This is a genomic window from Pseudomonas sp. WT-JTC, assembly GCF_056711565.1.
Genome location: NZ_CM160042.1, coordinates 5265921 through 5286453, shown reverse-complemented (window position 1 = coordinate 5286453; position 20533 = coordinate 5265921). Strand labels below are relative to the sequence as shown.

Genomic DNA, 20533 nt, shown 5'->3' with positions numbered 1-20533 from the left:
AGTTGAAGCCCGCCATGTGACGATCCCGCGGCAGGTGTCGCCCCCAAAGAAATGGAGATGCAATGATGTCGCAATCACCGAGCAAGCTTCGCCTGAGCGCGTTGATCGCGTTGGTGGTGGGGTCGATGATCGGCGGCGGGATTTTTTCCCTGCCGCAAAACATGGCGGCCAGGGCCGATGCGGGAGCGATCCTGATCGGTTGGGCAATCACTGCCGTCGGCATGCTCACCCTGGCGTTCGTGTTCCAGACCCTGGCCAATCGCAAGCCGGAGCTGGACTCCGGGGTGTATGCCTACGCCAAGGCCGGTTTTGGCGACTACATGGGCTTTTCTTCGGCCTGGGGGTACTGGATCAGCGCCTGGCTGGGCAACGTCGGCTACTTCGTGCTGCTGTTCAGCACCCTCGGGTATTTCTTTCCGGTCTTTGGCGAAGGCAACACACCGATAGCGATCGCCTGCGCTTCGCTGCTGCTGTGGACCGTGCATTTTGTGGTGATGCGCGGGATCAGGGAGGCTGCGTTCATCAATCAAGTGACCACCGTGGCCAAGATCGTGCCGCTGATCATGTTCATCGTGATCGCCGCCGTGGCGTTCAAGGCGGACGTCTTTACCCTCGATATCTGGGGCCGCAACAACCCGGAGTTTGGCAGCGTGATGGATCAGGTCCGGCACATGATGCTGGTCACCGTGTTCGTGTTCATCGGGATCGAGGGGGCCAGCGTCTATTCGGCCCGGGCGCAGAAACGTTCCGATGTAGGTCGCGCAACGGTGATCGGGTTCATTGGCGTGTTGGCGCTACTGGTGCTGGTGAACGTGCTGTCGCTGGGGATCATGACCCAGCCGGAGCTGGCGAAACTGCAGAACCCCTCGTTGGCGGCGGTGCTTGAACACATCGTCGGCCCCTGGGGGGCGTTGCTGATCAGCGTCGGCCTGGCGATCTCGTTGTTGGGTGCCTTGTTGTCCTGGGCGCTGTTGTGCGCCGAAATCCTGTTCGCCACGGCGAAAGACAAGACCATGCCGGCATTCCTGACCAGGGAAAACGCCAACCGTGTGCCAGTCAATGCGATGTGGCTGACCAACGCGATGATCCAGCTATTCCTGCTGATTACGCTGTTTTCCGCCGGTACTTACACCAGCCTGATTTATCTGGCGTCTTCCATGATTCTGGTGCCGTACCTGTGGTCGGCGGCCTATGCGGTGTTGTTGTGCGTACGCGGTGAAACCTACCAGCAGGCGCCGGCCGAGCGAAGCAAGGATCTGCTCATTGGCGCCATCGCCTTGAGTTACGCGGTGTGGTTGCTGTACGCCGGTGGCCTGAAATATTTGCTGCTGTCGGCGCTTCTGTATGCGCCGGGCGTGATCCTGTTTGCCAAGGCACGCCGTGAGCAGGGCATGCCATTGTTCACGGTCATCGAGAAAGGCATTTTCACCGCTGTCATTGGGGGCGCCGGGCTGGCGGCTTATGGGCTGTATAGCGGGGTGCTGAGTCTGTGAAGGTGTTGCTTGCGTATCAGCCACCCTATGACTGGCCGGCGATGCTGGGCTTTTTATCGGCACGGGCGATTGCGGGACTGGAAACGGTGGCCGATGGCGTTTACTCGCGCGGCATCGAACTGAAGGGTATGCACGGTACCCTTTCCATTCGGCCTGCTACGCCTGATGCCCTTGAGCTGACGCTGGATTTTCCCGACCCGAACGGTGTGCCCGAAATCGTCGCAAAAGTGCGGCGGATGTTCGACCTCGACGCTGATTTCGCCACGATCCATCGGCATTTAATATCCGTTGATCCGCTGATGGCCCGGTTGATTGCCCAGCGCCCCGGGCTGCGTGTACCGGGGGCGTGGGACGGTTTGGAGCTGGCGATCCGCGCGGTGCTGGGGCAGCAGATTACGGTGGTGGCGGCGATTCGCCTGGCAGGGAAACTGGTGGCGCAATATGGCGCACCGCTGGGTAGACCGTTGCCGGGATTGAGCCATGTGTTCCCCACGGCTGACGTGTTGGCGGGGGCCGATCTGGCTGCGTTGGGCATGCCGAAAAACCGGGGCCGGACGTTGTCGGGTGTGGCTCAGGCATTACTCGATGATCCGCGATTATTCGAGCCCGGTCGCGAGGGGGGCGTAGCGCGGTTGCTGGCGTTGCACGGGATTGGTGACTGGACGGCGCAATACATTGCGTTGCGACAGTTGCGGGAGATGGATGGGTTTCCCAATGGCGACGTGGGGTTGATCAATGCGTTGGCTGTATTGGAGGGGGGGCCGGTGACAGCGAAGCAGTTGCAGTTGCGGGCTGAAGGCTGGCGGCCCTATCGAGGGTATGCGGCGCAATTGCTGTGGACTTCGTTGAGTCGGGTGGACTGAGCTGATCCGGAATTTGTACTGGCAGTCCTGACGTCTTCGCGAGCAAGCCCGCTCCCACAGGGACTGCGTTTTTCCTGACTATCGCGATCAAATGTGGAAGCGGGCTTGCCCGCGAAGGCGATCTGGCCGTCACCACCAATGTGCGCGATGCGAACCCAGTTCCGTTGCCGGTAGCGCCCACTGCAACGGCGTCCCGGTTATCTTCAAAGGTGCGTGTAACCGATGTGCCGGCCCCCACGGTGTCTGCTCCACCATCAACCCCTGATCCTGCTCATCTTCCGCACGTAACGCTTCATTCGTCCCTGGTCCCTGCTCGATCAACAACTTCGCCGTACGCGCCAACGACAACCGCGCCGAGCCCCCCGTACCGTCGCTCAACCGCTGCGCCAACAACCTGATCGCACTGGCCGCCATCAAATACCCGGTGGCGTGATCGAGGGCCTGCACCGGCAACGGCGTCGGCTTGTCCACCTGCTTCCAGCGCATGCCCGCTTCGGCAATGCCACTGCTCATCTGCACCAGGCTGTCGAAGCCCCGGCGGTTTTGCCAAGGGCCACTCCAGCCATAGGCGTTCAGGCAAACATCAATCAGGTCCGGATTCAGTTGTCGGCGCTCATCCGTGCCGAAGCCAAGTCGCTGCAGCGCATCGGCACGATAGCCATGGAGCAGAATGTCGGCGTCCTTGAGCAGGCATTCGAATACGGCGCGGTCGGACTTGTCGTTCAGATCAAGACGCGCGCAACGTTTTCCCAACGTGACTTCCGGCACCACTCCCGGCTCGTTCCAGGTCGGCGGATCGATGCGCAAGACATCGGCGCCGAGGCCAGCCATGAAGCGACTGGCGATGGGGCCGGCGAGTACTCGGGTCAAGTCCAGCACCTTGATGCCCGCCAGTGGTTGAGTAACTGAACCAGTCCACGGTTTGCGGTTCTGGCCTGGGTCGTTGGCAAATAGAATCAAGGGCTCGGCATTGACCGCCTGTCCCTGAGGATGGGCCTGCCATTGATCCCAGGTACGCATTTGTGCGGCACAACCACCGGCATCGACCACCGCCTGTTCCAGCTCGTTCTTCGTCCATTGCGCCACTTTGCCGGCCATCGTTGCACGATCGGTACAGGCACCGAGCACGCTTTCAGCAGCGGCGCGGTGATGGGGCGCGTTGGTGTGCAGGCGAATCCAGTCATCGCGGGCGGCGTAGTCACCGGCCACCGGGTCCCACAGCGGTGGAACGTTCCAGCCGATCGGGCGAATCGAGGTGGCGAACCAGAAGGACGCCAGGCGTCGGTCAACTTCAAGGTCGGGCAGGCGTCCGGTTTGCTGGTGCAGCAGTTCGCTGGCGGCCTGGCCGGCGGCAGCAATGCTGGAGCAGGCCAGGTCAGTGACGGCAAACGCCGAGGGCAGGGCGCCGCTGGACGTGAATGGAATCCTGGTGTGAGGCAAACCGAGTGCGGATTGAATGGACGTGAGCAGATCAGTCATTGAAGAGCCCTCCGGAGCGAGAGCCCGATCTTAGTCCAAAACAGGTGACAAGCCAGATGAAACCTGTGGGAGCGGGCTTGCTCGCGAAGACGATCCATCATTCAACGATGATGGTGACGGTTACACCGCTTTCGCGAGCAAGCCCGCTCCCACATTTGACTGCATTGCTGCTTACACCCGGAACTGATCCATCAACTTCATCTGGTGGGTGGTCAGGGTGTTGAGCTGGCTGCTGATCTGCGCCGATTCGGTGGCCTGGCCGGTCAGGGTTTCGGTGACGGTGCGGATCGCCGAGACGTTGCGGTTGACCTCTTCGGCCACGGCGCTTTGCTGCTCGGCAGCGCTGGCGATTTGCAGGTTCATGTCGCTGATCACGGTGACCGCGTCGCTGATCTTGCTCAAGGCCTGGACCGCCTGCTGGATCTGCCCGGCATTGCTGTGGGCCTGGGTCTGGCTTGAATGCATGGTGGCGACCACGCCGCGGGTGCCGGACTGGATGCGTTCGATCACCAGGCGAATTTCTTCCACCGAATCCTGGGTACGCTTGGCCAGGTTGCGCACTTCATCGGCCACTACCGCAAAGCCGCGACCGCTCTCGCCGGCGCGGGCGGCTTCAATCGCCGCATTGAGGGCCAGCAGGTTGGTTTGTTCGGCGATGCTGCGAATCACCTCCAGCACGGAACCGATCTGTTCGCTGTTGACCGCGAGGGCTTCGACTTCGGTCACGGCCTTGCTGACTTCTTCGGCCAACTGATTGATATCGCGGGTGCTGCGCTCGATGATCGACATGCCGTCGCGGGCCGACTGGTCGGCGCCCTTGGCGGCATTGGCCGCGTTCGAGGCGCTGTTGGCGACATCGTGGGCGGTGGCGCTCATCTCGTTGGACGCCGTGGCGACCTGGTCGATTTCGCGGAACTGCACCTGCATGCCTTCGCTGGTCTGGCGGGCAATCTCCGACGACTGATCGGCCGTGCCGCGGGCGTCGGTGATGCTTTGCTTGATCTGCGCGATGGTCGGTTGCAGCTTGTCGAGGAAGCGGTTGAACCAGCTCACCAGTTCGCCGAGTTCGTCCTGCTTGCTGTAGTGCAGACGCTGAGTCAGGTCGCCGTCGCCGCTGGCAATCGCCTTGAGCATCTGCGCCACGCTGTTGATCGGCCGAGTGACGCCGGAAGCGGTGAGCCACATCAGCAGCAGACCGAGCACGCCTGCGATCACCGCCACCGACAAGGCCTTGATCGTGCCGCTTTGCTGGGCATCGTCAAGCACTGCCTGGAGTTTCACCGAGTCGGCCAGCAGCACTTGTCTGGGCAGGTCGATCACCACGGCCCAGGCCTTGGCATCGGCAATCGGGCTGACCGGGTACACCGCACGGATCAGGTCACCTTGCTGGAGAATCTTCGGTGCACCGCTGCCGAGCAATTGCAGGATGTCCTTGCCATCTGCACCCAGGGTATCGCCGATGCTTTTGCCGACTTTTGTTGCATCGACGCTAAAGGCCGCCATCACGCCAGTGCCGGAGACGATCAGCATGTGCCCGGCGCTGTTGAACAGCTCGCGTTGGGAATCGACCGCCGCCGCTTGCAGGGCGTCGAGGGCGATGTCGACGCCGACTACGCCGATGGACTTGCCATCCACCAGCAGCGGAACGGAAATGGTGGTCATCAACACTTCCTTGCCGCCGACAGTATCGGCGTACGGGTCGAGCAGGCAGGTGCGCTTGCTGTCCCGCGGGCAGGTGTACCAGACGTTGTACGGTGTGCCGCTGAGGTTCAGGGTGGTCTTGGTCATGTCCTCTTCGACCATGATCGTGTTCAGCGACTCACCCCCGGCGCGGCTCCAGTACGTGGCGAAACGCCCGGTCTCGTTGGATTGCCGGGCGGCGTCGCCGACGAACTCGCTGTCCTTGCCGTCCAGGCCGTCGGGTTCGAACGCCAGCCAGATGCCCAGCACTTTGCTGTTGCGCTCGAAGGCGGATTTCAGGCTCTGGTTCAACTCTTCACGCAAGGCGCCGGGCTCCAGCGAGCGCTTGGCGGCCAGGTTGCGCATGTCCTTGATCTGGTCCGCCAGGGCCGTGACCACCGTCAGGGTTTCACCGAATGTCTTCTGCACCCGCACCGCTTGCTCGGCGGCCTTGGCCTGTAGCAGGTCCTGCACACTGGCGGTGAGCATTCTGCTGCTGGAATCATTGACCAGGTCATCGTTCTGATTGGTCTGGTAAATGTTCATGCCCACTATCAATGCGACTACACCCAGCAGGCACAGACCGGACAGCAGGACGATTTTCAGGCGGATGGACACTGAGTCGAACATAAGGCGAACTCGCGAATGGATGAAGTGTTGGCTGTGGGCCGTTGCGGCTCACTCGCTAAGTCCGTTTAGCGCCGATCAATGCACATCGGCGTGGCGAAGAGGTTACATGAGGGGCAACCCGACGAGCGGTAGTGGTTGAACGTTTGCGCAGAAAAATGTGCCGAAAATCGCTTTAAAACGAGGAAAAATCGCGGAATTGTTCAGGAGGGTTCTGGCACCGATTCCGGCCGTGACCAGATCCACAGATTGCCCAGCCCCATCCCGGCAATCGCCAGGTAGACCGGCCAGCCGTGATCGAGCATCGCCAGCATCAGGCCGGCACATACCAGCATGCTGACAGTGGCGCTGACTTTTGCCCGGCGCGCGATGATCTTGCCATTGCGCCAGTTATGGAGGATGGGGCCGAACAGCCGGTGGTTTTCCAGCCAGGCACTCAGGCGCGGCGAACTGCGGGTCGCGGCCCAGGCGGCCAGCAGGATGAACTCGGTGGTGGGCAGACCGGGAATGACGATGGCGATCAGGCCGATACCCAGGCTGACATAGGCCAGCAGGCCGAAGAGGAGGCGGGAGAGTCTGGAGGAGGCAGGCATGGGCTCAAGGCAACATGTGAGGCTGATCGAAATCTTACGGATTTGCTTCGTCCCTTGTGGGAGCGGGCTTGCTCGCGAAGAGGTCATCAGCCTCAACATCAACGTTGACTGACACACCGCTTTCGCGAGCAAGCCCGCTCCCACAAGGGGAACGCGTTGGGTCAGGCGGCTTCGGTAGCGTAAGCCTGCTCCAGCAACACCGTAAAACGGTTGAAGGCGTTGATGGCGCCTTTTTCCACTTCGGCTTCTTCCCGGGCGCCGAATGCCAGGCCATCCAGGGTTTTGACGAAGCTCTTCCAGCCTTCAGCGCGGCCGCCGGCCGGTTCGCCGAGGTGGCGGGCGCCGAAGGTCTCGCTCAGCCCAAGGCCCACGGCACGCTTGATCAGGAAGGCTGCGCCGAGCTTCGAGCCTTCGGAGACGAAGAGCCAGCCCAGGGCTTCGGCTCTGGTCGGGTTCTTCAGGGCACCGGCGACGGGTGCCGGCACGTCGGTGTCCAGATCCGCCAGGTCTGCCCTGGCCGCATCGGCGCGGCAGCGGGCCGGCAGGTCCGGGACGATGGCGGTCAGTTCGGCATCGTTGTACAGCGACACCAGTTCCGACTGGAACAGGTACTGCGCCACCACGAAGCGGGCGAAACTGGCTTGGGTTTCAAACGGGGAGTGGGCCTTGACCAGGGCATCGAGCTTGCTGTGCGGCTCGTTGGTGATCTGGTTCAAGCGCTGGGAACGCAGGCTGGCGCGTTGCTCGGTGTCTTGGGTAGTCATGGCAATTCCTTGGGGGAAAAAGAGGCGCTTGGTAACGAGACGAACAAGCAAGCGCCTGACAGTAAAAAATCCTCGCCGGACGGTTTCAATCAACCGCCCGACGGGATGCCGGATCAGATATCCCAGATCAGGTTGACCGCAAAGTTGCGACCCGGCTGGGTCAGGCGGTCGAGGTTGGCCGGCTGGGTAACCGAGGCTTCGCCGACGCTGTCAAAGCCGCGCACGTCATCCCACAGCCAGTATTTCTTGTCGGTCAGGTTGTAGACGCCGCCACTGACGGTCACGTCGTCGGTCACCTTGTAGAACGCGCTCAGGTCCAGAATGCCGAAACCCGGGGTCTTGAACTGGGTGCTGGTGCCGTCCGGGGTCTTGAAGGTGGTGCTGTCGACGCGGTCCTTCTTCTTCACCAGCGTCCAGCTGAGCAAGCCACCGTAGGTGTCCTGGTCGTAACCGAGGCCGAATACGCCGGTCAGCGGGTTGACGCTGTTGAGCGGTTCGCCCGAGTCGTCGTTGCGACCGTAGGCATAAGCCACCGAGCCCCGGGTGTAGAGGCCTTGCGGCGCGCCGAAAGCGTCGAGGTTCAGGCGTCCCTTGACCTCGGCGCCCTTGATGGTGGCGTGTTTGATGTTGTTGCTTTGGAAGGTGGTCTCGGTGTAGCCCGGAGTGATGGCGTTCTCGTCAATGAAGTCGCGGTATTTGTTGTAGAACACGGCCACGTCAAACGAGCCCTGCTCGAAGTTGCCGCGCAAACCTGTCTCGTAGCTTTTGCTCTTTTCCGGTTCGAGGTCCGGGTTAGGCGCGACCCGATAGCCGCCGGCGAGGTTTTCGAAACGACCATACAAGGCCTTGGCGGTCGGGGTACGGAAGCCTTCGGCATATTGGCCGTACCAGGTGTAGTGGTCGTTGAAGCTGTAGGTGGTACCGAATTTTGGCGACAGACGATGCCAGGTCTTGGTCTCGTCGCTCACCACGCCGTTGCCGCTTTGGTCAGCGGTGGCCAGGAACTCTTCGGTGATGTGCGGCTTGAGCTCGGTGTAGTCGTAGCGAGCACCTGGCACAAAGGTCCAGTTGCCCCAGCTGATCAGATCCTGGGCGAACAGGCTGTAGCTGTTGACGGTCGGGTCCGGGAAATCACTGGCGGGTGTCAGTGTGTCGGTGGCGCTAGGGGCGCCGATGACCCGGCAGGATCCGGCCACGGTCAGGCAGGTGCCGGTACCGGTACGCAGGCCGGTGATTTTGTCCTGCTTGATGGTGGTGCCATAGGTGACGAGGTGGTCGGTGTCGGCGATGGCAAACGACTTGTCAGCCTGGGCATCGAATACCCATTGGCGGTCCTTGTAGGTGGTATCGCGGTTACGCAGCACGGTCCTTGACGGTGGCGCGTAGATTTCCTCGGTGCTCTGGTCGGTCTTGGCAATCTGGTAGTTCAGTGTCCACTTGATGTTGTCGGCCAGGGCGCTGTCCAGACCGAAGCTGTGTTCCAGGCCAAAGCGTTCGCGGGTGATCGTGTCGTTGCCGGTACGGGACTTGTAGTAGCCGAAACCGCGTCCGGCATTGAACGGGCCGCCCACGGCGCTCAATTGGTTGGTATCGCGGTCGTTCTTGTAATGCTCGTAGGTCAGGCCCAAACGTGCGTCGTCGGCGTAATCCCAGCCCAGTTTGGCCAGCACGTTGGTGGTGCGCGCATCCTCGGGGTTGGCTTCAGTGCGATTCAGGCCAGTGCCGCCGGTTTCTCCAAAGGAGTCGGTTTCATGACCGTTGCGCTGACTGAGATGCAACAGGCCATCGAACTCACCGGTTCGGCCGGCGACGGTGCCGGAAGTCAGCCAGCTGTCGTCGGCGGAGTTGTAGCCGGTTTTCAGGCGTGCGCCGACATCCTTGCCCGGTTTGATGATGTCGTCCGGGTCCAGCGTGTAATAGCTGACCGCACCGCCAATGGCATTGCTGCCGTACAAGACAGAGGCCGGGCCCCGGAGGATTTCCACTCGCTTGACGATTTCCGGGTCGACATAGTTGCGGTTGGTCTGGGCATACGGGCCGTTGAAGAAACCGTCGGGCACCTGCACGCCATCGATCTGGGTCAGCACGCGGTCGCCATCGATGCCGCGAATGTTGTAGCCCGTGATGCCTGCGCGTTGGCCTGCGCCGCCGACCGAAACACCGGGTTCGTAACGCACCAGTTCCTTGATGGTATTGACGTTGTTACGGTCCAGGTCTTCGCGGGTGTAGACAGAGACCGTGCTCGGCACGCTGTTCACATCCTGTTCGTTTCGGGTGGCGCTGATGGTCACCTGTTGCAGGTTGAGCGTACTGCTGGCGCTGCGCTTTTCCAGGACGATGCTGTTGCTGCCCAGTTTGCGATAGCTCAGGTTGGTCCCCACCAACAGCCGATCCAGGGCTTTCTCCGGCGACAGCGAACCACGGACGCCAGGCGAGGCCACACCTTGCGCCAGCTCCGACGACACGCCGACCTGCCAGCCCGTCACGGCGGTAAAGGCATTGAGTGCCGACACCAGGGATTGCTGGGGAATGGCGAACGGGTAGTCGCCCATTTTGCGAGCCGGCTGCTCGGTGGCGGTGGCTGCCATGAGCGGTGCGGCACCGGCCATCAGGATGGCAGCGGTCAGCAGCGACAGCACGCGGGAGGGTGAAGAGGCAGGGCGGGTAAGGCGAAGGGACATCGATAGCGCTCCGTGTCGCACGAATCTTTATAGGTGCTGATCGGCATGGTGAGATGCGAATCAATTGCATTGGCTATAACGAGACGTACGGGATTCGGCTATCGAGTAAAAATAATTCTCATTCAGTTCAATATGACCAGCGCCGGGAATTCCTGGAGGCGGGCCGAGGTGATGTGGGCCAGGGAGCGAACCACGTCCAGGGGCTGATCGAGGCGATAGTTGCCGGTCACGGCGACATCGGCCAGTTGTTCGTTGTTGTTGATGATCCAGCCCGGGTAGTAGCGGCGAAGTTCTGCCAGCACCTGGTTCAACGGGCAGTTTTCAAACACCAGTCGCCCCTGGACCCACGCCAGGTCGGTGGCGGCATCCAGCCTGGCAGGGCGGTCGAAGCCGTTGGGGCCGATGCGAATGCTTTCCCCGGCGGACAGGCGCACCCGCGCATCGTCACGGGTGGCTCGCAAGTCGACATCCCCGCGTTGCACCCGCACTTGCGCCACACCGTCGAGGTAACGCACGGCAAATGCGGTATCGCGAACGCTGGCCGTGACCGGGCCGGCGTCGATTTCCAGTGGTTGGCCGCGACTGGCCTGCACTTCGAAAAACGCTTCGCCCTGATACAGGCGGGCAACACGTTGCTGGTCGTTGATGGTGCTTGAGAAGGCCGAATTGGTATTGAGCAAGACCCTGGAGCCATCCTCCAGTTGCAGGCGCTGGCGCTCGCCGACCACGGTCAGGTGATCGGCCTGCAGGCGCATCGGCAAGTTGCTGAAATTGCACAGGCCGAGTAGCAGCACCGCAGCAGTGGCCAGTGGTCTCCAGTGCGGACGCAAGCGGGCGAGAACGGTGACTTTCGCGGGCCGCGCGGCCAGGCTTTGCGCGCATTGCGCCACTTGCGGACCGTCCCAGATCGCCTGGGCCTTGGTGAACGCCTGGGCATTCAACGGATCGGCCTCAAGCCATGCCTGGAATTGGCGGGTCTGCTCCTCGTCGGGACTGCCGAGCACGATCAACCAGTCCAGGGCCTGGTCCATCGCGCTTGCGGGATCCTGCGCCGGCGAAGGCTCAGGGGATCGGTGGTTGTCCGTCACGGTGTGTCCTCGGCAGGGGCTTGTGAAGAGCAGTTTCAAGCTACAAGCGGCAAGCTGCAAGCTCGGTTCGGAGTTTGTCTTACCGCTTATGGCTTGCCGCTGCTGTCATTGCGTTCTGCAACACCGATGCAGATCGACATGATCAACTTGAGTTCTTTCTGCACGGTACTGAGGGACACGTTCAGCTCGTCGGCGATTTCCTGGTAGCTGTGCCCGTGCAGGCGGCTGAGGATGAAAATCCGCTGTTGGCGGTCGCTGAGTTCACTGAGGCTCAAGTTCAGGCGCTCCAGCAATTGTTCGGCATGGGCGGCGTCTTCGGCGCTGCTGGCGGGGGCGGCGACGCTGTGCATCACCTCCTGCGGCACGTCGTCGACCATGGTGCGCGAATGGATGCGCCGCGCGCGCAAATGGTCCAGCGCCAGGTTGCGCGCCGTCTGGAAGACAAAAGGCTCAAGATGATCGATGGCCCGTTCGCTCAAGGCGCGGGTCACCCGCAGGTAGGTTTCCTGGAGGAGGTCTTCAGCGGTGCTGTGATTGTTGACCATCCGCTCCAGCGTGCGCAGCAGGGAGGTGCGCTGGGTGAGGAAAACGTGGTTGAAGCGCGACTGACTCACGGGAGAACCTGATCCATTTCGAGTTAATGATAATGCTTATCATCCGCTCGAATGGTCAAGTACTGATTTATCAAGGTTTAGGCACGACCCTGCAAATAGCTCGCGTAATCGGGTATTCGATGAGTGTGCGCCTGATCCATCAGCGGGCTGCTGAGCAGGTAGTCGGCGCTGCATTCGTTGCAGGCCACCGGGATGTTCCAGACTGCCGCGACCCGCAGCAACGCCTTGATATCCGGGTCGTGGGGCTGGGGTTCGAACGGGTCCCAGAAAAACACCAGCATATCGACCCGCTGCTCGGCGATTTGCGCACCGAGCTGTTGGTCGCCACCCAGTGGTCCGCTGATCATGCTTTGCACCGGCAGGTCGAGGCGTTGTTGCAACAGCAACCCCGTGGTGCCGGTGGCGACCAGATCATGTTGGGCCAGCTTGTCCTTTTGCCGTTCGGCCCAGTCCAGCAAGAACACCTTGCAATGGTCATGGGCGACCAGGGCGATACGCTTGCGCGCCGCCAGGGTCTTTTGCGTAAAGCTGATGCCGATCATCGGTGGTTGCTCCAGTAATGACACGTACCCTGTAGGAGCGAGCTTGCTCGCGATGGTCGTTAACGATGACAAGGGTTGCCTGAATGAACGCGGGGCCCTTACATCCATCGCGAGCAAGCTCGCTCCTACAAGAAGGGAGGGGCGTGCTGCTTACTCGGCGTTGCACAGCGCCAGGCAGTTATCGAGCATGCGGTTGGAGAAGCCCCACTCGTTGTCATACCACGCCAATACCTTGAGCAACTTGCCGCTGGATTTGGTGTGGTTGGCGTCGAAGATCGACGACAGCGGGTTGTGGTTGAAGTCGCTGGAGACCAGCGGCAGGGTGTTGTAGCCAAGGATCTTCGAGTGCTGGCTGGCTTCTTTCATCAGCGCATTGACCTCATCGGCCGACGCTTCGCGCTTGAGCTGCACCGTCAGGTCCACCAGCGACACGTTGATCACCGGTACGCGCACCGACATGCCGGTCAATTTGCCCGCCAGTTCCGGCAGCACCAGGCCGACGGCTTCGGCGGCACCGGTCTTGCTCGGGATCATGTTCTGGGTGGCCGAACGGGCGCGGTACGGATCGACGTGATAGACGTCGGTCAGGTGCTGGTCGTTGGTGTAGGCGTGAATGGTGGTCATCAAGCCATTTTCGATGCCCAGTTCGCGATGCAGCACCTGGGCCACTGGGGCCAGGCAGTTGGTGGTACACGACGCGTTGGAAATGATCTGGTGCGACTGGCGCAGAATATCGTGGTTCACCCCGTAGACGACGGTGGCGTCGGCGCCTTTGGCCGGTGCAGAGATAATGACTTTGCGCGCACCCGCCGTAATATGCGCGGCGGCTTTGGCCCGGTCGGTGAACAGACCGGTGCATTCGAATACCACATCAATCTTTTCCGCGGCCCAGGGCAGGTCGGCCGGGTTGCGGATGGCGCTGACCGAGATGCGGTCGCCGTTGACCGTCAGGCTCTCCTGGTCGTGCTGGACATCGGCATCGAATGTGCCGTGAACGGTGTCGTACTTGAGTAGATGAGCATTGATCGCGCTGTCGCCCAAATCGTTGATGGCGACAATCTGCAGATCCTGACGATAGCCCTGGGTATAGAGTGCACGCAGGACGTTACGGCCGATGCGGCCAAAACCATTGATTGCGATTCGAAGAGTCATATTGCGGCGCTACCGTCGTTTTGTTGTTGGAATTACAAGATTATTCGCAAAAAAATAGAAAACAAGCCTTTTTAATGGCAATATTTTGTTCAATCTACAACGAGTGACCTGAATCAACTGGTCCGAATGGTCAATTAAACCGTCCGTCATCCCATCGACACCGGCCTTTGATCAGCATAGACAATCAGGTCGCCACATCCGTTAGCCTGGAGTTCTACACATGCATCCCCGCGTCCTTGAGGTCACCGAACGGCTTATCGCCCGCAGCCGCGCCACGCGTGAGGCTTACCTTGCATTGATCCGCGGTGCGGCCAGCGACGGTCCGATGCGCGGCAAGCTGCAATGCGCCAACTTCGCCCATGGCGTGGCCGGTTGCGGCAGCGAAGACAAGAACAGCCTGCGGATGATGAACTCCGCGAACATCGCGATAGTTTCGTCATATAACGACATGCTCTCGGCGCACCAGCCGTACGAAGTCTTTCCGGAGATGATCAAAAAGGCCCTGCGCGAGATCGGCTCCGTCGGTCAGTTCGCCGGTGGCACGCCGGCCATGTGCGATGGCGTGACCCAGGGCGAGCCGGGCATGGAACTGAGCCTGCCGAGTCGCGAAGTGATCGCGTTGTCCACTGCCGTGGCGTTGTCCCACAACATGTTCGACGGCGCGCTGCTGCTCGGCATCTGCGACAAGATCGTGCCGGGCCTGATGATGGGCGCGCTGCGCTTCGGCCATCTGCCGATGATCTTCGTGCCGGGCGGGCCGATGGTGTCGGGCATTTCCAACAAGCAGAAAGCCGATGTGCGCCAGAAGTACGCCGAAGGCAAGGCCACCCGCGAAGAGCTGCTGGAATCGGAAATGAAGTCCTACCACAGCCCTGGCACCTGCACCTTCTACGGCACCGCCAACACCAACCAGTTGCTGATGGAAGTCATGGGCCTGCACCTGCCGGGCGCGTCCTTCGTCAACCCGAACACACCGTTGCGCGATGCCTTGACCCGCGAAGCCGCGCACCAGGTCACGCGCCTGACCAAACAGAACGGCGACTTCATGCCGATCGGCGAAATCGTCGACGAGCGTTCGCTGGTCAACTCCATCGTGGCGCTGCACGCCACGGGCGGCTCGACCAACCACACCTTGCACATGCCGGCCATCGCCATGGCGGCGGGCATTCAATTGACCTGGCAGGACATGGCCGACCTCTCCGAAGTCGTGCCGACCCTGAGCCACGTCTACCCGAACGGCAAAGCCGACATCAACCACTTCCAGGCCGCGGGCGGCATGTCGTTCCTGATCCGTGAACTGCTGGAAGCCGGGTTGCTCCACGAAAACGTCAACACCGTGATGGGCCACGGCCTGAGCCGCTACACCCAGGAGCCGTTCCTCGACAACGGCCAGCTGGTGTGGCGCGAAGGCGTGACCGACAGCCTCGATGAAAGCATCCTGCGTCCGGTTGCCCGCGCATTTTCGCCGGAAGGTGGCCTGCGGGTGATGGAAGGCAACCTGGGTCGCGGTGTGATGAAAGTCTCCGCCGTCGCCGTGGAAAACCAGATCGTCGAAGCGCCAGCCATGGTGTTCCAGGATCAGCAGGACCTGGCCGATGCATTCAAGGCCGGTTTGCTGGAAAAGGATTTTGTCGCTGTGATGCGCTTCCAGGGCCCTCGCTCCAACGGCATGCCGGAGCTGCACAAGATGACGCCGTTCCTCGGTGTATTGCAGGACCGCGGTTTCAAGGTGGCGCTGGTGACCGACGGACGCATGTCCGGCGCGTCGGGGAAAATTCCGGCGGCCATTCATGTCAGCCCCGAAGCCTATGTCGGTGGTGCTTTGGCGCGGGTGCAAGAGGGCGATATCATCCGCGTCGATGGCGTCAAAGGCACCCTGGAGCTTAAGGTGGACGCTGAAGAATTCGCAGCGCGCACGCCGGCCAAGGGCCTGTTGGGCAACAACATCGGCACCGGTCGCGAACTGTTTGGTTTCATGCGCATGGCCTTCAGCTCGGCGGAGCAGGGCGCCAGCGCCTTCACTTCTGCCCTGGAGACGCTTAATTGAAACTGGCTTTGGTCGGTGACATCGGTGGGACCAACGCACGTTTCGCGTTGTGGAAAAACCAGCAACTGGAATCGGTCCAGGTGCTGGCAACGGCAGATTTCCCCAGCCCTGAAGAGGCCATCAGCCTCTACCTGGATGGCCTGGGGCTGGCACCGGGGGCGATCGGTTCAGTGTGTCTGTCGGTGGCCGGTCCCGTCAGCGGCGACGAATTCAAATTCACCAACAATCACTGGCGCCTGAGCCGCAAGGGCTTTTGCCAGACCTTGCAGGTCGAGCAACTGTTGCTGGTCAACGACTTCTCGGCCATGGCCCTGGGCATGACCCGTTTGCAGCCCGGTGAATTCCGCGTGGTCTGCGAGGGCACGCCGGAGCCGCTGCGCCCGGCGGTGGTGATTGGCCCGGGCACCGGCCTGGGCGTCGGCACCTTGCTCGATTTGGGCGAGGGCCGGTTCGCCGCGTTGCCGGGGGAGGGCGGTCACGTCGACCTGCCATTGAGCAGCCCGCGTGAAACCCGACTCTGGCAGCACATCTTCAACGAGATCGGCCACGTCAGCGCTGAAACCGCATTGAGCGGCGGCGGCTTGCCGCGCGTCTACCGGGCGATCTGCGCGGTGGACGGGCATACGCCGGTGCTCGACACGCCGGAAGCCATCACCGCTGCCGGACTGGCGGGCGACCCGATTGCCGTGGAAGTGCTTGAACAGTTCTGCTGCTGGCTTGGTCGCGTGGCCGGCAACAACGTGCTGACCACTGGTGGACGCGCTGGTGTGTACATCGTTGGCGGGGTGATTCCACGCTTTGCCGATTTCTTCCTCCAGAGCGGTTTCGCCCGGTGCTTCGCCGACAAGGGTTGCATGAGCGACTACTTCAAAGGGATTCCGGTGTGGCTGGTGACGGCGCCGTATTCCGGTTTGATGGGTGCCGGAGTGGCACTGGAGCAATCCATCCCGGCTTGAAACCCGATTACCTGTAGGAGCGAGCTTGCTCGCGATGGACGTCAACGATAACGCGTGCTTTCTGAATGCACGCGGTGCCTTCAAGTCCATCGCGAGCAGGCTCGCTCCTACATTTTTTCTGTGGTGTTTGTAAGTTGAGTGCTTAAGGCATAATCCGCCCAATTCCAACAACAAGGACGCCTTCCCGTGAGCTCAGTCAACAAGTCGATTTTGTTGGTCGATGACGATCAAGAGATACGCGAGTTGCTGGACACCTACCTGACCCGCGCCGGTTTCCAGGTGCGTACCACGCCCGACGGCGCCGGTTTTCGCCAGGCGTTGAACGAGGCGCCGAGTGATCTGGTGATCCTTGATGTGATGCTGCCCGACGAAGACGGCTTCAGCCTGTGCCGCTGGATTCGCCAGCATCCACGCCAGGCGCAGGTGCCGATCATCATGCTCACCGCCAGTTCCGACGAGGCCGACCGCGTCATCGGCCTGGAGCTGGGCGCCGACGATTATCTGGGCAAGCCGTTCAGCCCACGGGAATTGCAGGCACGGATCAAGGCCTTGCTGCGCCGCGCGCAGTTCGGTCAGGAACGTAACGGTGGCGAGGTGCTGGCCTTCGATGACTGGCGTCTGGACATGGTCAGCCATCGGTTGTTTCACATCGATGGCGAAGAGGTGATCCTTTCGGGCGCCGACTTCGCACTGCTGAAACTGTTCCTCGATCACCCGCAGGAAATCCTCGATCGCGACACCATCGGCAACGCCACCCGTGGCCGCGACCTGATGCCCCTCGATCGCATCGTCGACATGGCGGTCAGTCGCTTGCGCCAGCGTCTGCGCGACACCGAAAAACCACCACGGCTGATCCGCACCGTGCGCGGCAGTGGCTACCAATTGGCAGCCAATGTGGTTGCCAGCAATGGCCACTAAGCTGTTTCGCAAGCTCGCGGCCAAGGTACCGATGCCGCGTTCGTTGCTCGGGCGGATGCTGCTGTTGACCTTGCTGGCCGTGTTGTTCGCCCAGACATTGTCGAGCGTGATCTGGGTGTCGCAACTGCGCGCCACGCAGCTCGAGGGCCTGGTCACCAGTGCCCGCAGCCTGGCTCATTCGATGACGGCCAGTGTCAGTTATTTCCGTTCGTTACCGGTGGCGTTTCGGCCCCTGGTGCTCGATCAGTTGCGCAGCATGGGTGGCACCCGGTTCGTGGTGACGCTCAACGACAAGCCACTGGGCATGGAAGTGCTGCCCATCACCCCGCGCAAAGAGGCGGTGCTCAAAGCGGTGGACGAGGTGCTGCGCCAGTCCCTCGGCCAGGACGCGGACATCTCGGTGACCTTCGTCAGCCCGGAAGACCTGCGCATCTTCAATGGCGGCCTGAAGCTCGATGAGTTGCCACGTTCCTGGGCGCACTATGCGCTGACCCTGGAACCGGTGAACCCGCCGGTGCTGGTCACGCAGATCCAGATGGCACCGGGCGAATGGCTGTACATCGCCTCGCTGTTGCCCGAGCCCTACACCAGTCTTGAAGAACAGGGCCTGCCGGCACAGCAGGTGTGGTTCATCGTCCTGACCAGCGGCTTTTTGCTGTTGTTCATCGGCCTGCTGGTGCACTGGCAGAGTCGTCCGCTCAAGCGTCTGGCGCGGGCGGCGCGGGACTTGTCGCTGGGTGCCGATGTCGAGCCGGTGGCCGAAGGTGGTGGCAGCGAAGTGGTGGAAGTCGGCCGTGCCTTCAACACCATGCGCGAGCGCATCAGCCGTTACCTGACCGAGCGCAGTCAGTTGTTCAGCGCGATTTCCCACGACCTGCGCACACCGATTACCCGCTTGCGACTGCGGGTCGAATTGCTCGAAGACGAAACACTGCAAACCAAGTTCGGTCGCGACCTGGACGAGCTGGAGCTGCTGGTCAAGGGCGCACTGCAATGCGTGAAAGACACCGACATCCACGAGAACATCGAGCCGGTGGATCTCAACCATGTGCTCGACTGCCTGGTGGAACCGTATCTGGCACCGAACGGTAACGGCCGCGTGACCCAGCAGGGGCGGGCGCTGGCGGCGTATCCGGGGAAACCGCTGGCGCTCAAGCGTTGCATCGGCAACCTGATCGACAACGCGTTGAAGTACGGGCAGAACGCGCATCTGTACATCGATGACGATGACAGCGCGTTCATCCTGCATGTCGATGATGAAGGGCCGGGCGTGCCGGAGCAGCGGCTGGAGCAGGTGTTCGAACCGCACTTCCGCCTGGCCGGGCAGCAGCAGGGCTATGGATTGGGGCTGGGGATTGCCCGCAACATTGCCCATAGCCATGGTGGTGAGGTGAGTTTGCAGAACTTGCGTGAGGGTGGGTTAAGGGTGACTTTGCAGTTACCCCGGAGCGTTGATTAGCGATACCGCGTTATCGTTCTTCGCGAGCAAGCCCGCTCCCACATTTGACCGAGTTCATCCAGATGGAATGCGATCAAGTGTGGGAGCGGGCTTGCTCGCGAAGGCGTTAGAAGATTCAACACATCCCTCAAGGTAAATGTCACAGCTCGGTGACATAACCCACCCCCTTCGTTACAAGCCCGCCTTCGTCCGTTGTTTATGCTGCCCAGCAGTCATAACAACAAAAAAGGTACGTCATGGACACCTTCCAACCTGCCTTCAGCAGTTGGCTGAATGCACCTGCCCATCAGCAATGGCTCGCTGCCGAAGGCTTGCGCCTGCTGGCGTTTGCCAAGGCTTCGAGGCTCCCTGAAGGCTTTGGCAATCTCGATGAAAAGGGCTGCCTCGCGGCCGACGCAAAAGCGCAAACCATGAACACCGCGCGCATGACCCACAGCTTTGCCATGGCCCACATACAGGGTTTGCCGGGGTTCGCCGAGCTGGTGGATCACGGTGTCGCCGCACTGCGCGGGCCACTGCGTGATGCGCTTCACGGCGGCTGGTTCGCGACCGCCGAACACCGCGACGGCAACACCGGCAAGAACGCCTACCTGCATGCCTTCGTCGCGCTGGCCGCGAGTTCCGCTGTAGTCGCACAGCGCCCCGGTGCGCAAGCCTTGCTCGATGATGCCGTCGACATCATCGACACGTACTTCTGGAGCGAAGAAGAGGGCGCCATGCGCGAATCCTTCAATCGCGACTGGAGCGAGGAGGAGACCTACCGAGGCGCCAACAGCAACATGCACGCCACCGAGGCCTTCCTCGCCCTGGCCGATGTCACTGATGACAATCGCTGGCTGAGCCGTGCCCAGCGTATCGTCGAGCGAGTGATCCATGGCCACGCCGCCGCCAACGATTACCTGGTGATCGAGCATTTCGACCGTGCCTGGCAACCACTGCGCGATTACAACCGCGACAATCCAGCCGACGGCTTCCGCCCCTACGGCACCACCCCGGGTCATGGTTTCGAGTGGGCGCGGCTGTTGCTGCACCTCGAAGCTTCGCGGGTGAGAGCGGGGATGCTCACGCCGGGCTGGCTGCTCACCGACGCGCAAAAACTCTTCGAGCACAACTGCCGTCATGGCTGGGACGTCGATGGTGCGCCGGGGATTGTCTACACCCTGGACTGGGACAACAAAGCGGTGGTCCGCCATCGCCTGCACTGGACCCATTGCGAAGCCAGTGCTGCCGCCAGTGCACTGCTCAAACGCACCGGTGATGAGCAGTACGAACACTGGTACCGACTGTTCTGGGAATTCTGTGACAGTCATTTCATCGACCGCGAAGGCGGCAGCTGGCATCACGAGCTCGACCCGCTGAACCGCCCGAGTGCCGATATCTGGCCCGGCAAGCCGGACCTTTACCACGCCTGGCAGGCCGTGCTGATTCCGCGCCTGGCGCTGGCGCCAAGCATGGCCACGGCGCTGGCGCAGTTGTCCCAGAGCGGTTCTATGTAACCATGCGGTGACATTCGCGCATCCCTTCGTTACCTGCGAGGGGATATCCCCTGTTTAGAATCTTATGCAGCGCAAGCAACA

Annotated in this window: 16 protein-coding genes and 1 pseudogene; 7 read left to right on the top strand and 10 right to left on the bottom strand. The window is 61.5% G+C overall.

Features of this window, described 5'->3' with window-relative positions; translation table 11 throughout:
- Positions 1-65: 65 nt before the first annotated feature.
- Both arcD and AC06G5_RS23960 read left to right on the top strand, forming a co-directional pair.
- Positions 66-1493: an arginine-ornithine antiporter gene (arcD, locus tag AC06G5_RS23965; RefSeq protein WP_413426005.1), complete on the top strand. Its 1428-nt coding sequence runs from the start codon at positions 66-68 to the stop codon at positions 1491-1493.
- Positions 1490-2356, top strand: a complete 867-nt coding sequence (locus tag AC06G5_RS23960; RefSeq protein WP_480458458.1) for a DNA-3-methyladenine glycosylase family protein — start codon at positions 1490-1492, stop codon at positions 2354-2356. The genes arcD and AC06G5_RS23960 overlap by 4 nt, the downstream gene beginning before the upstream one ends.
- 129 nt (positions 2357-2485) lie before the next feature.
- Here AC06G5_RS23960 and AC06G5_RS23955 read toward each other — a convergent pair whose 3' ends face one another.
- From AC06G5_RS23955 to gap, 10 genes and pseudogenes are all read right to left on the bottom strand, one after another.
- A complete protein-coding gene (locus AC06G5_RS23955; protein ID WP_480458457.1) occupies positions 2486-3835 on the bottom strand; it encodes a CoA transferase in 1350 nt (449 codons plus the stop codon).
- Positions 3836-4006: 171 nt separating this feature from the next.
- Positions 4007-4762 carry a methyl-accepting chemotaxis protein gene (locus AC06G5_RS23950; RefSeq protein WP_413427435.1) on the bottom strand — a complete coding sequence of 252 codons (756 nt, stop codon included), beginning with the start codon at positions 4760-4762 and terminating at the stop codon, positions 4007-4009.
- Between the two features lie 102 nt (positions 4763-4864).
- Positions 4865-5881: pseudogene (locus AC06G5_RS23945) on the bottom strand (methyl-accepting chemotaxis protein); the annotation flags it as partial.
- 464 nt (positions 5882-6345) lie between these two features.
- Positions 6346-6735, bottom strand: coding sequence for a YbaN family protein (locus AC06G5_RS23940; RefSeq protein WP_413427416.1), 390 nt, complete (start codon positions 6733-6735; stop codon positions 6346-6348).
- Positions 6736-6896: 161 nt separating this feature from the next.
- On the bottom strand, positions 6897-7499 hold the full coding sequence (locus AC06G5_RS23935; protein ID WP_413427417.1) for a biliverdin-producing heme oxygenase: 603 nt from the start codon (positions 7497-7499) through the stop codon (positions 6897-6899).
- A 113-nt stretch (positions 7500-7612) separates the two neighbouring features.
- Entirely contained in the window at positions 7613-10180 is a 2568-nt protein-coding gene (locus tag AC06G5_RS23930; RefSeq protein ID WP_413427418.1) for a TonB-dependent receptor, read from the bottom strand.
- Positions 10181-10302: 122 nt separating this feature from the next.
- Positions 10303-11268 carry a FecR family protein gene (locus tag AC06G5_RS23925; protein ID WP_413427419.1) on the bottom strand — a complete coding sequence of 322 codons (966 nt, stop codon included), beginning with the start codon at positions 11266-11268 and terminating at the stop codon, positions 10303-10305.
- Between the two features lie 86 nt (positions 11269-11354).
- The gene (locus AC06G5_RS23920; RefSeq protein ID WP_480458455.1) at positions 11355-11882 is read right to left on the bottom strand and encodes an RNA polymerase sigma factor; all 528 of its coding nucleotides are present in this window, start codon (positions 11880-11882) and stop codon (positions 11355-11357) included.
- Positions 11883-11959: 77 nt separating this feature from the next.
- Positions 11960-12424: a methylglyoxal synthase gene (locus AC06G5_RS23915; protein WP_057398999.1), complete on the bottom strand. Its 465-nt coding sequence runs from the start codon at positions 12422-12424 to the stop codon at positions 11960-11962.
- 150 nt (positions 12425-12574) lie between these two features.
- Positions 12575-13576: a type I glyceraldehyde-3-phosphate dehydrogenase gene (gene gap / locus AC06G5_RS23910; protein WP_413427421.1), complete on the bottom strand. Its 1002-nt coding sequence runs from the start codon at positions 13574-13576 to the stop codon at positions 12575-12577.
- A 220-nt stretch (positions 13577-13796) separates the two neighbouring features.
- Here gap and edd point away from each other — a divergent pair, with 220 nt between their 5' ends.
- From edd to AC06G5_RS23885, 5 genes are all read left to right on the top strand, one after another.
- Positions 13797-15623 carry a phosphogluconate dehydratase gene (gene edd, locus AC06G5_RS23905; protein ID WP_413427422.1) on the top strand — a complete coding sequence of 609 codons (1827 nt, stop codon included), beginning with the start codon at positions 13797-13799 and terminating at the stop codon, positions 15621-15623.
- Entirely contained in the window at positions 15620-16579 is a 960-nt protein-coding gene (locus AC06G5_RS23900; RefSeq protein ID WP_413427423.1) for a glucokinase, read from the top strand. The genes edd and AC06G5_RS23900 overlap by 4 nt, the downstream gene beginning before the upstream one ends.
- A gap of 186 nt (positions 16580-16765) precedes the next feature.
- Entirely contained in the window at positions 16766-17497 is a 732-nt protein-coding gene (locus AC06G5_RS23895; RefSeq protein WP_007996002.1) for a response regulator, read from the top strand.
- A 31-nt stretch (positions 17498-17528) separates the two neighbouring features.
- Positions 17529-18956: an ATP-binding protein gene (locus tag AC06G5_RS23890; RefSeq protein WP_413427436.1), complete on the top strand. Its 1428-nt coding sequence runs from the start codon at positions 17529-17531 to the stop codon at positions 18954-18956.
- A gap of 236 nt (positions 18957-19192) precedes the next feature.
- Positions 19193-20452 (top strand): D-mannose isomerase, encoded by a 1260-nt coding sequence (locus tag AC06G5_RS23885; RefSeq protein WP_413427424.1) that lies wholly within the window; start codon positions 19193-19195, stop codon positions 20450-20452.
- Positions 20453-20533: the final 81 nt, after the last annotated feature.

Excerpts from the sequence above, each read along its gene's own strand:
- AC06G5_RS23885 (WP_413427424.1), top strand. The coding sequence starts at position 19,193 with ATGGACACCTTCCAACCTGCCTTCAGCAGTTGGCTGAATGCACCTGCC.
- AC06G5_RS23950 (WP_413427435.1), bottom strand. The coding sequence starts at position 4,762 with ATGCAGGTGCAGTTCCGCGAAATCGACCAGGTCGCCACGGCGTCCAAC.
- arcD (WP_413426005.1), top strand. The coding sequence starts at position 66 with ATGTCGCAATCACCGAGCAAGCTTCGCCTGAGCGCGTTGATCGCGTTG.
- AC06G5_RS23940 (WP_413427416.1), bottom strand. The coding sequence starts at position 6,735 with ATGCCTGCCTCCTCCAGACTCTCCCGCCTCCTCTTCGGCCTGCTGGCC.
- edd (WP_413427422.1), top strand. The coding sequence starts at position 13,797 with ATGCATCCCCGCGTCCTTGAGGTCACCGAACGGCTTATCGCCCGCAGC.
- AC06G5_RS23935 (WP_413427417.1), bottom strand. The coding sequence starts at position 7,499 with ATGACTACCCAAGACACCGAGCAACGCGCCAGCCTGCGTTCCCAGCGC.
- AC06G5_RS23930 (WP_413427418.1), bottom strand. The coding sequence starts at position 10,180 with ATGTCCCTTCGCCTTACCCGCCCTGCCTCTTCACCCTCCCGCGTGCTG.
- gap (WP_413427421.1), bottom strand. The coding sequence starts at position 13,576 with ATGACTCTTCGAATCGCAATCAATGGTTTTGGCCGCATCGGCCGTAAC.
- AC06G5_RS23890 (WP_413427436.1), top strand. The coding sequence starts at position 17,529 with ATGCCGCGTTCGTTGCTCGGGCGGATGCTGCTGTTGACCTTGCTGGCC.
- AC06G5_RS23955 (WP_480458457.1), bottom strand. The coding sequence starts at position 3,835 with ATGACTGATCTGCTCACGTCCATTCAATCCGCACTCGGTTTGCCTCAC.
- AC06G5_RS23915 (WP_057398999.1), bottom strand. The coding sequence starts at position 12,424 with ATGATCGGCATCAGCTTTACGCAAAAGACCCTGGCGGCGCGCAAGCGT.